The sequence below is a fragment of the Micromonospora sp. MP36 genome, assembly GCF_008119785.1.
Classification (GTDB): Bacteria; Actinomycetota; Actinomycetes; order Mycobacteriales; family Micromonosporaceae; genus Micromonospora.
Genome location: NZ_VSFA01000187.1, coordinates 1 through 7,775, shown reverse-complemented (window position 1 = coordinate 7,775; position 7,775 = coordinate 1). Strand labels below are relative to the sequence as shown.

Sequence of the window (7,775 nt, the reverse complement as noted above, 5' to 3'; positions counted from 1 at the left end):
CTGTGGTGTGCCAACGTGTGGCACCGCCACGACGACCTTCCAGCCGTCGGCGGCGGCTTGCGCGGCGATGTGATCGGCTAGGCGGGTCTTGCCCTGCCCACCCGGGGCGTGCAGCCACCGCACCGCTAACCGTGGCCCCGCCTCGCGCCAGGCGTGCAGTTCGTCGCGTTCATGGTTACGGCCGGTGAACGCGACCACGCCAGCGCCGGCGTTGAGCATCCGGGACGGCAACTCTCGCAGCCACGCCCGGTCGGGAACGGCAGAAGGGCGGTGCTCCTCAAGCAGGTACAGTGGTGTGCCGTCGCCGAAGACATGCAGATCAGCGCCGATCACCCCATAGGCGGTACCGGCGACCGCAGTGACATGTTGGTGGATCTGGCTGCCCGGCTCGATGCTCACCGCGGCGATACCTCACCGGCCGCCGGACCGCCCGCTTCCTCGGCCGGGGGGTTCGGGTGGTTGATGATGTTGCCGAACATTACTCCCTGGGCGGTGGCGCCCGAGGCGGAGGCCGTGATGTTCTGCACCCACTGCTGCTGCGGGGCGGGCAGCCGCGCCAGTACCTCGTTGCGCAGGGCTTGCAGGGCGTCAGCGGCGGCCGGGTCTTCCTCGATCAGATCGGCCAGGCGGGTCTGCCAGGCCGGCAGCAGTCGCTGGCGTACCTGGTCACGCTGCGACGATGGGGCCTGTTCCACCTCGGCGGCCAGGGCATCCAGCCGCCGTTCGGCGACGGCTTCACGCTCGCGGTCGCCACCGCCGAACAGCCGGGTGAACCCCGAGCGAGCCAGCTGCCACACCTCCGTCGCGGCCGCCTGCACCAGCGCTGCCGCGCCGGTCATACCCAACTGCTCCAGCCAGCCCACATCCAAGGCGGCCCCTCCTCGCCCACACGCAACGACATATCCTGATGTATCCAATATGAGCGGCTAGGGCAACACCTGACTGGCACGAAACAGGTCATGGCCGAACGGCCGACGACCGCCAGCCGTTCACCATTCGGCCCGCCCGTAGCTTCCAGCAAAAACCAACGCTAAGCAGAGTCCCGCTTCGTCGACCAGGTCGGTGCCGAGGCCACCGAGGTAGCGGTTGTGGGCCAGGCGGCGAGCCACGACGTACTCGCTGCGTCCGGATCGTCGGGTGACCGGGGCGGTGCCGGCGTAGCATTGCAGCGCGTTCGGGCTGGTGAATTGCTCGATAGTTCGCCGATTTCTCCGGCGACCCTGGCGGCGAGACGATCACCCAGGCCAGGCATGCTCAGGTAAATCTCGCCGCCAGGGAACGTGTTCCCCGGCTGGGGGTCCTTCGGCTGGCGGGTCCGGCCGTGGCGTGCTCCGCCGAGCAGGATCTCGCCCATGCGTCGGTGCCAGGCTTGTCGCTGCTGACGCAGCAGGAGCAGTTGGGCGGCGGCCAGGCGGATGCTGCCGGCCTTGGCGCGGGCCAGCTCCGGGCGAACTGGCAGCCGGGGCTGGGCCAGGGCGGCGGTGACCCGGTCAGCGAACCGGTCGGGCCAGCCGTGTCGGGCGGCGCGGGCCAGGGCCTCGACCTCGTCACGGCTGGCGGTGGCCAACTCCTCGGCGCTGGGCCAGCGTTCGAGCAGCTTGAGGAAAACGGCAGCACCGAGGTCACCGGCGGCGATGTCGACCGCAGCGGGAAACACCGCAAGCAAATCGGCGCGCAGCCGGTTACCGAGGCGGCGTTCGTCGCGGGCAGCTCGTTCGTCGTCGCGGGCAATCGACCGCAGCTCCGCGCCGAGTTCGCCATGTGGGACGAGTTTGCGCAGCTCGGCGTACTGATCGAGAGCCAGCAGGCAGCAGATGCGGGCGTCCTCAGCGTCGTCTTTCTTCCGCGCTGGGCCGCGGCGGCGGGCCACCAGATCCGGGTTGACCGGCAACACGGTAAAACCGGCATCCAGCAGCGCCTCGACCAGCAGCCCGTGCCGCGTCTCGAGGACCACCCGCACCTCGGCCGGGTCCGGCTCCAACGTCAGACACCGCACGACGAGGCGCTCAACACCAGCCGGGCCGTGCTCAATACGGAACTGTTCAATCACCCCCTTACCCGGCCGGCCCAACGCCATATCGTGGTAGCTCTCGGCCCAGTCCAGCCCGACAGCCAGCACTTCCGCCTCCCTCCCGCATATCACCGGTCACGGTCGGTGCAGGCACGGTGCCGTGCTGATGGACCAGCCCTCACGGGGCAACACCCTCCCAGGCGTCAGGCCTGCCCCGGTCGCCCCCGAGGACGCCGTCTCACATCAGTCCTCACGGGACAAGCGGCGAAAGCGTTCCTCGAAGGCTCCCGATGACGAAAGAAGGTAGTGCCATCAGCGGTGCCGCTGCGGCGACGGCGCCAAGGGACCCCGCCTATACCGAACCTACGGATTTCGTTGCTCGCTCAGCCTGTCGATGACGATCGGATCGGTCAAATCCGCGCAGGGCAACGTCTTCCGTTGACGAAAGTGAAGCACGTCACTAACGTGCGAGGCGCCCTCTCTTGCAAAAGGAGCTCATATGGCAAAGCTGTCCGACGAAGAGTTGGGGATGAGCACCGCCATCCGCCGCCGGGACCTGCTCAACGGCGCGCTCATCGCGGCGGGTGCTGCCGCCCTGACCGCGATACCCGGCACCGCGCACGCGTCGTCGCGCGGGTCCGCCACACCCCTGCCCCGATCCACACCTCCCGCCCAGACCGGGCTGGTCGGCCAGACCGACGCTGCCCGTGCCGCCGGTCACGGCGCGACCTTCGGGGGTGCCAACTTCGGCCGACCGCGTCGCCTCCGTGAGGTCTACGACCTCGTCGTCGTCGGGGGCGGCGTCAGCGGTCTCGCGGCAGCCCACTTCTACCGCAAGGCTCACGGCCCGAACTCGCGGATCCTCGTCCTCGAGGCGCTCGGCGACTTCGGCGGCCACCAGCACCGCAATGAGTTCACGGTCGACGGTCGGATGCTGCTGAGCAACGGCGGGATGGTGAACCTCGACAGCCCGGACACGTGGAACCCGGCCTCGCGCGGCCTGATGGACGACCTCGGGATCGACTTCGCCGAGCTCGCCGAGGGCGTTGACACCGGGTTCTACGAGCGCACGGGGCTGACGCAGGGGTACTTCTTCCCCGAGGAGCATTTCGGCACCGACACCTTCCTGCGGCGCGCCCCCGGCGAGCCGGTAGCCTCGCTCGTCTCCCACCTGCCCCTGTCGGAGCAGGCCCGGGCCGACATCCTCAAGGTCGAGAAGGCCGACGTCGACTACCTGGCGGGGATGACCGACGCGGAGAAGAAGCAGCACCTCGCGCGGATGACGTACAAGGAGTACCTCCAGCAATACATCGGTGTCGGCGACGAGGCCCTCGTCTATTACCAGAAGCGGCCGCACGGTCTCTGGGGTGCGGGAATCGAGGCGGTTCCGGCAGGCGACTGCTGGGGTGTCGGCTACCCCGGCTTCGGCGGCCTGGGGCTCACGCCCGAACCGTACCCTGGAATCGGACGGACCCCCGCGATGTCGCTGACGACGACGGACGAGGAGCTCTACTACTTCCCCGACGGCGGTGCGACCGTCTCACGGCTCCTCGTCTCGCGTCTCGTCCCCCGGGTCTTCGCGCCGGGCCAGACGATGTCGAGCATCATCACCGCGCACGCCAACTACGCGCAGCTCGACCAGCCGGGCAACGCCGTCCGGATCCGCCTGGGCTCGATGGCAACCCGCGTGCGCCACCGCAACGGCACCTCCGGCGACGTCGACGTGACCTACGTCAACGGCAAGCAGGCCTACGAGGTCAGCGCCCGACACGTCGTCATGGCGTGTTGGAACAGCGTCTCGTCCTACATCATCGAGGGACTGCCGGCCGACCAGGTCGCGGCCATGCGCTACGGCACCAAGGTGCCGCTCGTCTACGCCCGGGTTGCCATCGGGAACTGGAAGGCGTGGGCCCACGCCGGGGTCTCCCGGATCACCCCCTACGGGCACTTCTGGGATAGCTGCGGTCTCGTCACCCCGACCCACCAGGGCGGGTACCAGTCCGCCCGTAACCCTCAGCAGCCGATCGTCGTGAACTTCTCGAAGACGCCAAACCAGCCCGGGCTGCGGATCACGAGGGAGCAGCACAAAGCGGGACGCCGCCAGCTACTTCAGGTGTCCTTCGCCGACTTCGAGCGGGACATCCGCGACCTGCTCCAACGGGCGCTTGGGGAGAGCGGGTTTGTCGCCAAGCGCGACATCCGTGCGATCACGGTGAACCGGTGGTCCCACGGCTACGCCTACGAGTACAACTCGATCGCCGACCCGGCGATCTTCGAGCCGCTCCAGAACCAGCCGTTCGCGAGAGCCCGCGTCCCGCTCGGCAACATCACGATCGCCAACTCGGACGCGCAGGCGTTCGGATACACCCACGCTGCGATCGACGAGGCCGCCCGAGCCGTCTCCGAACTCGGCTGAGCCCACCCGGGCCCTGCGGGATACGGCCGTATCCCGCTGGGCCCGGTCAGCGCGCCCGCGGGATCCGGCACGTCATCCGGAACGCAGCGACCAAGTCGCCTGCCGCGCCGGCGGACGACCACCCGCCTTCGACCGGACGGTCTACAGAGCGCAACGTGGTGGAACGGTGCTTCAACCGGCTCAAGCAGTGGCGTGACCTGGCCACCCGCGACGCCAAGGGGGCGTCGCTCTACCGGGCCAGCCTCGTCCTCATCGCCGCGATCATCTGGCTTCCATGACAGGCTGGATCCCTAGTTGCCGAACCGCTCTGTAGAGTTGTGGATGGATGTCTCGGTCATGCTCTCGCGAATCCCTGGCGGACCGCACCGAACTTCGCCGGCATGGCGCGGGCCTCGGGTAAGTCGCACGACACCGCCCAGACAGACGGCCAGAGTTCCATACTCGACCTGCGATTTCGGCCGTCCGAGCAGGGTTTGGATCACCTTCGGCAACGTCTGGTTGCCGACCAGGAACGGCTCACCATAGGCCGTCAGGTCGGCGACCACCTGGGCAACAGCTTCGTCCACCTGTTCCGGCGACGCGACCCACCAGCGCAACGACGTCACCTTGGACGCTCCGCGTCGTGCATCAGGTTAATTTTTTGTGGCTGCCCGGCTGCCAGAGAAACCGGCCGAGCTCCGACGGACGGGGGCCCGAAGCCTGGTGCGCAATAATGCCGCCGTGACAACCACGGCGCCGGCGACCGAAAGGCCGCCTGGCCTGCGCGGATGAGGTTTTCGGCATGGGCAGGGTCCTTTAGGAATGACTGGGCGCGGCCATCTGGCTGGTACCAGAGCAGCAGGTCCCAGCGGGCCAGGGTGCGCGCCAACTCGGCATGCTCGACCGGTGGCGGGCGTACCCCGGTCAACAGCAGCGCGTCGCCGACGAAGCCGAACCCCAGGACCCCGATCGCTCGGGCGATCATGAAGCCGCCCAACGCCCAGGTGACGGCGAGCAGCAGCCGACGCGGGACGGCCGCCCCCCAGGGGCGGACGGTGGCCAGCGCGACGAGTACGCCGATCGCTGCGGCGCTGGCCAGCACCCAGTGGCTCGCGACGAACAACGGATCCCGCGCGAGCAGCCGGCCACGTAGCGCCGGCGGGAGCGGATCCCGGTCGGCCAGCGCGTTCGCCCCCAGCGCCTGGGCGAGCTTCATCGACCCGTACGTGATCGCACAGGCCGCCGCCGCGTAACCGCCGATCCGCGCCCGGTCAGTTCGCGCCACGTCGCCTCGTCACGGTCATGTAGGACTGGAACATCGCGACCTGCAGCCCGATCACCACGAGCCCGAGAACTCCGTGGTACCACCGCCAGCCGACTCCGATGCCGACGAAACCGTCCGCGATCATGATTCCGGCGCCGCCCGCCACGGCCAGGAACATCCCGGCCAACATCAGCAGCATCAGGGCTCGCGGCACCCGTCGTCCCAGCCGCGTGACGGTGGCGAGGGCGAGGCCGGCACCGACCACGCCGGACGCGGTCGCGAGCCACTGCGCAGTGGCCGGTGCCATGAAGTCGCGGGCGTAGCGTTCGGCCTCGGCGGCAGACACCGGCGGGCCGCCTGGAAACCCGAGCTGGGCGTGCAGGGCGAAGACGGCCTTCCCGGCGGCATAGCCGAGAAACAGCACGGCCATGGCGTACGCGGGCCAGCGGCGCGGGCGCTCGGAATAATCCATGGCTGCAACGCTAGGCACCGCGGACCGGGCCCCGGCTCCCGAAAACGGGGTAAGCCCATCCCCCGCTGTAGGGAACCCAACACGTGGCCCAGGGGGATTCCGTAGCCCTCGGCCATTGATGAGCGTTTCATGCCTTGCTTGCCCCGGTCGGCCTTGGGCCGCAGTCGAGACGCTGCGCCACGCCGGCATCCGCATCGAGGAACTACCCGAACTGAGCCACCACAGCCTGGTCCAGTACACCCTGCCAACCAACCGTGAACTCATCCCGCTGCTGCAGATCGCCCCGTCCAGGACCGATGCCGAACGACTGCTCGTAGTCAGCCCAGAACTGGCCGACGTCCTCGCCGCGGTCATCCACCGCATCCGCACCCCGGATGGCGCCATGCGTGAGTTCCTACACCCCCACGAGCATCGGTGGAACCCGCCCCTACCGCTGCTGTTCCAACGCCGGTTCGCAATGGACAGCCGAGCCATCCCCCGCCGGCACCCTGCGCGACTGGCTCTTCCGGGTGCTGGAGGGCAGCGGAATCACCGCCAACACCGGCCGGCCGCTACGGTTCACCCCGCACGACTTCCGCAGGATGTTCATCACCGACGCCGTCCTGCACGGCATGCCGCCGCACATCGCAACTCGTCGCCGGTCACCGCGACATCAACACCACCATGGGATACAAGGCCGTCTACCCCGAAGAGGTCATCAACGGCCACCGAGCCTTCATCGCCCGGCGTCGCGCGCTGCGGCCAAGCGAAGAATACCGGACGCCCACCGACGAGGAATGGCAAGAATTCCTCGGCCACTTCGAACGCCGCAAGGTCGCACTCGGCGCTTGCGGACGCTCCTACGCCACCCCATGCATCCACGAACACTCATGCCTACGTTGCCCACTCCTGCGGCCTGACCCCGCCAGCCGCCACCGGCTCGAGGAGATCCGCAACAACCTCCTCGCTCGCATCGACGAGGCCCGGCGGGAGGGCTGGCTCGGAGAAGTCGACGGACTTCAGGTCAGCCTGGCCGGCGCCCAACAGAAACTGGCCCAACTCGACGAACTCGCCACCCACCAGGGCACCGTCCAACTCGGCTTCCCACACATCGCCGGCCGCGTCACCTGAACCGCCCCGGGTTCTGTAGAGACGTCAGGTGTTGGCTGCAGCCTGCGGTTGGGGCTGGGCTTGAGCGTAGAACATCGATTCGTACTCGCTTGGTGGTACGGCTCCGGTGGAGCCGGGCGGTGTTGTACCAGTCTCCTCCTCGCCGCCGTCGGCAGCCACCTCACGAGGGCATTCCCCGCAGAGCCGGGCGTGGCGGACCTGCACGCTGCGCTGGCCGCATCCCCGCAGACGACATGACCGACCAGAGAACTCCCAGAGGCGCCGTTGACGTCGCCTTCGTCGGCCGGGCCAACATCGACCTGACCGCCCAAGTCCCACATCGAGCAACCCCGGGACGCTGCAGGTGCCGAAAACCTCATCCGGCCAAGTGGGATCAGCTGCAAAAGGATCATGATGGCGGTCGCAGGATTCGGTTCGTCTCCCGACCGCCTCTCCCACCCGGGGCATGATGATCGGCTGTGCTACTTCGACTGGCCTATCTCGGTGTGACGAACGTGTTCGCGTTACTGCGGCTGCTTCCGAT

The 7,775-nt window shown here is 68.5% G+C and carries 8 protein-coding genes and 3 pseudogenes; 3 read left to right on the top strand and 8 right to left on the bottom strand.

The genetic code is table 11. The features are described 5' to 3' along the window. The 4 genes and pseudogenes from FXF52_RS39710 to FXF52_RS43705 form a co-directional block, all read right to left on the bottom strand. A pseudogene (locus FXF52_RS39710) lies at positions 1-399 on the bottom strand (hypothetical protein); the annotation flags it as partial. Further along, positions 396-863, bottom strand: coding sequence for a hypothetical protein (locus FXF52_RS39705; RefSeq protein WP_148804797.1), 468 nt, complete (start codon positions 861-863; stop codon positions 396-398). The pseudogene FXF52_RS39710 and the gene FXF52_RS39705, both read right to left, overlap by 4 nt. Positions 864-989: 126 nt before the next feature. Then, a complete protein-coding gene (locus tag FXF52_RS43710) occupies positions 990-1,169 on the bottom strand; it encodes a hypothetical protein (protein ID WP_255472868.1) in 180 nt (59 codons plus the stop codon). A 539-nt stretch (positions 1,170-1,708) separates the two neighbouring features. Next, positions 1,709-2,077: pseudogene (locus tag FXF52_RS43705) on the bottom strand (transposase); the annotation flags it as partial. A gap of 433 nt (positions 2,078-2,510) precedes the next feature. Between FXF52_RS43705 and FXF52_RS39695 the strand changes: the two are divergent. Together FXF52_RS39695 and FXF52_RS44350 are read left to right on the top strand one after the other, a co-directional pair. After that, complete coding sequence (locus FXF52_RS39695; RefSeq protein WP_148804796.1) at positions 2,511-4,427, top strand: NAD(P)-binding protein; 1,917 nt, start codon at positions 2,511-2,513, stop codon at positions 4,425-4,427. Beyond that, positions 4,346-4,705, top strand: a pseudogene (locus FXF52_RS44350) (transposase); the annotation flags it as partial. The gene FXF52_RS39695 and the pseudogene FXF52_RS44350, both read left to right, overlap by 82 nt. A gap of 12 nt (positions 4,706-4,717) precedes the next feature. Here FXF52_RS44350 and FXF52_RS39685 read toward each other — a convergent pair. From FXF52_RS39685 to FXF52_RS42270, 4 genes are all read right to left on the bottom strand, one after another. Then, the gene (locus tag FXF52_RS39685; protein WP_148804795.1) at positions 4,718-5,032 is read right to left on the bottom strand and encodes a hypothetical protein; all 315 of its coding nucleotides are present in this window, start codon (positions 5,030-5,032) and stop codon (positions 4,718-4,720) included. Next, on the bottom strand, positions 5,029-5,691 hold the full coding sequence (locus tag FXF52_RS39680) for a DUF3995 domain-containing protein (RefSeq protein WP_222870934.1): 663 nt from the start codon (positions 5,689-5,691) through the stop codon (positions 5,029-5,031). Before FXF52_RS39680 ends, FXF52_RS39685 begins: the two co-directional genes overlap by 4 nt. Further along, positions 5,678-6,142, bottom strand: a complete 465-nt coding sequence (locus FXF52_RS39675) for a hypothetical protein (RefSeq protein WP_148804794.1) — start codon at positions 6,140-6,142, stop codon at positions 5,678-5,680. Before FXF52_RS39675 ends, FXF52_RS39680 begins: the two co-directional genes overlap by 14 nt. 202 nt (positions 6,143-6,344) lie before the next feature. After that, on the bottom strand, positions 6,345-6,500 hold the full coding sequence (locus FXF52_RS42270) for a hypothetical protein (protein ID WP_187414005.1): 156 nt from the start codon (positions 6,498-6,500) through the stop codon (positions 6,345-6,347). A gap of 305 nt (positions 6,501-6,805) precedes the next feature. Between FXF52_RS42270 and FXF52_RS42265 the strand changes: the two genes are divergently transcribed. Beyond that, the gene (locus FXF52_RS42265) at positions 6,806-7,252 is read left to right on the top strand and encodes an integrase (protein ID WP_187414004.1); all 447 of its coding nucleotides are present in this window, start codon (positions 6,806-6,808) and stop codon (positions 7,250-7,252) included. The last annotated feature ends 523 nt before the right edge of the window (positions 7,253-7,775 follow it).

Excerpts from the sequence above, each read along its gene's own strand:
- FXF52_RS42265 (WP_187414004.1), top strand. The coding sequence starts at position 6,806 with ATGGGATACAAGGCCGTCTACCCCGAAGAGGTCATCAACGGCCACCGA.
- FXF52_RS39675 (WP_148804794.1), bottom strand. The coding sequence starts at position 6,142 with ATGGATTATTCCGAGCGCCCGCGCCGCTGGCCCGCGTACGCCATGGCC.
- FXF52_RS39695 (WP_148804796.1), top strand. The coding sequence starts at position 2,511 with ATGGCAAAGCTGTCCGACGAAGAGTTGGGGATGAGCACCGCCATCCGC.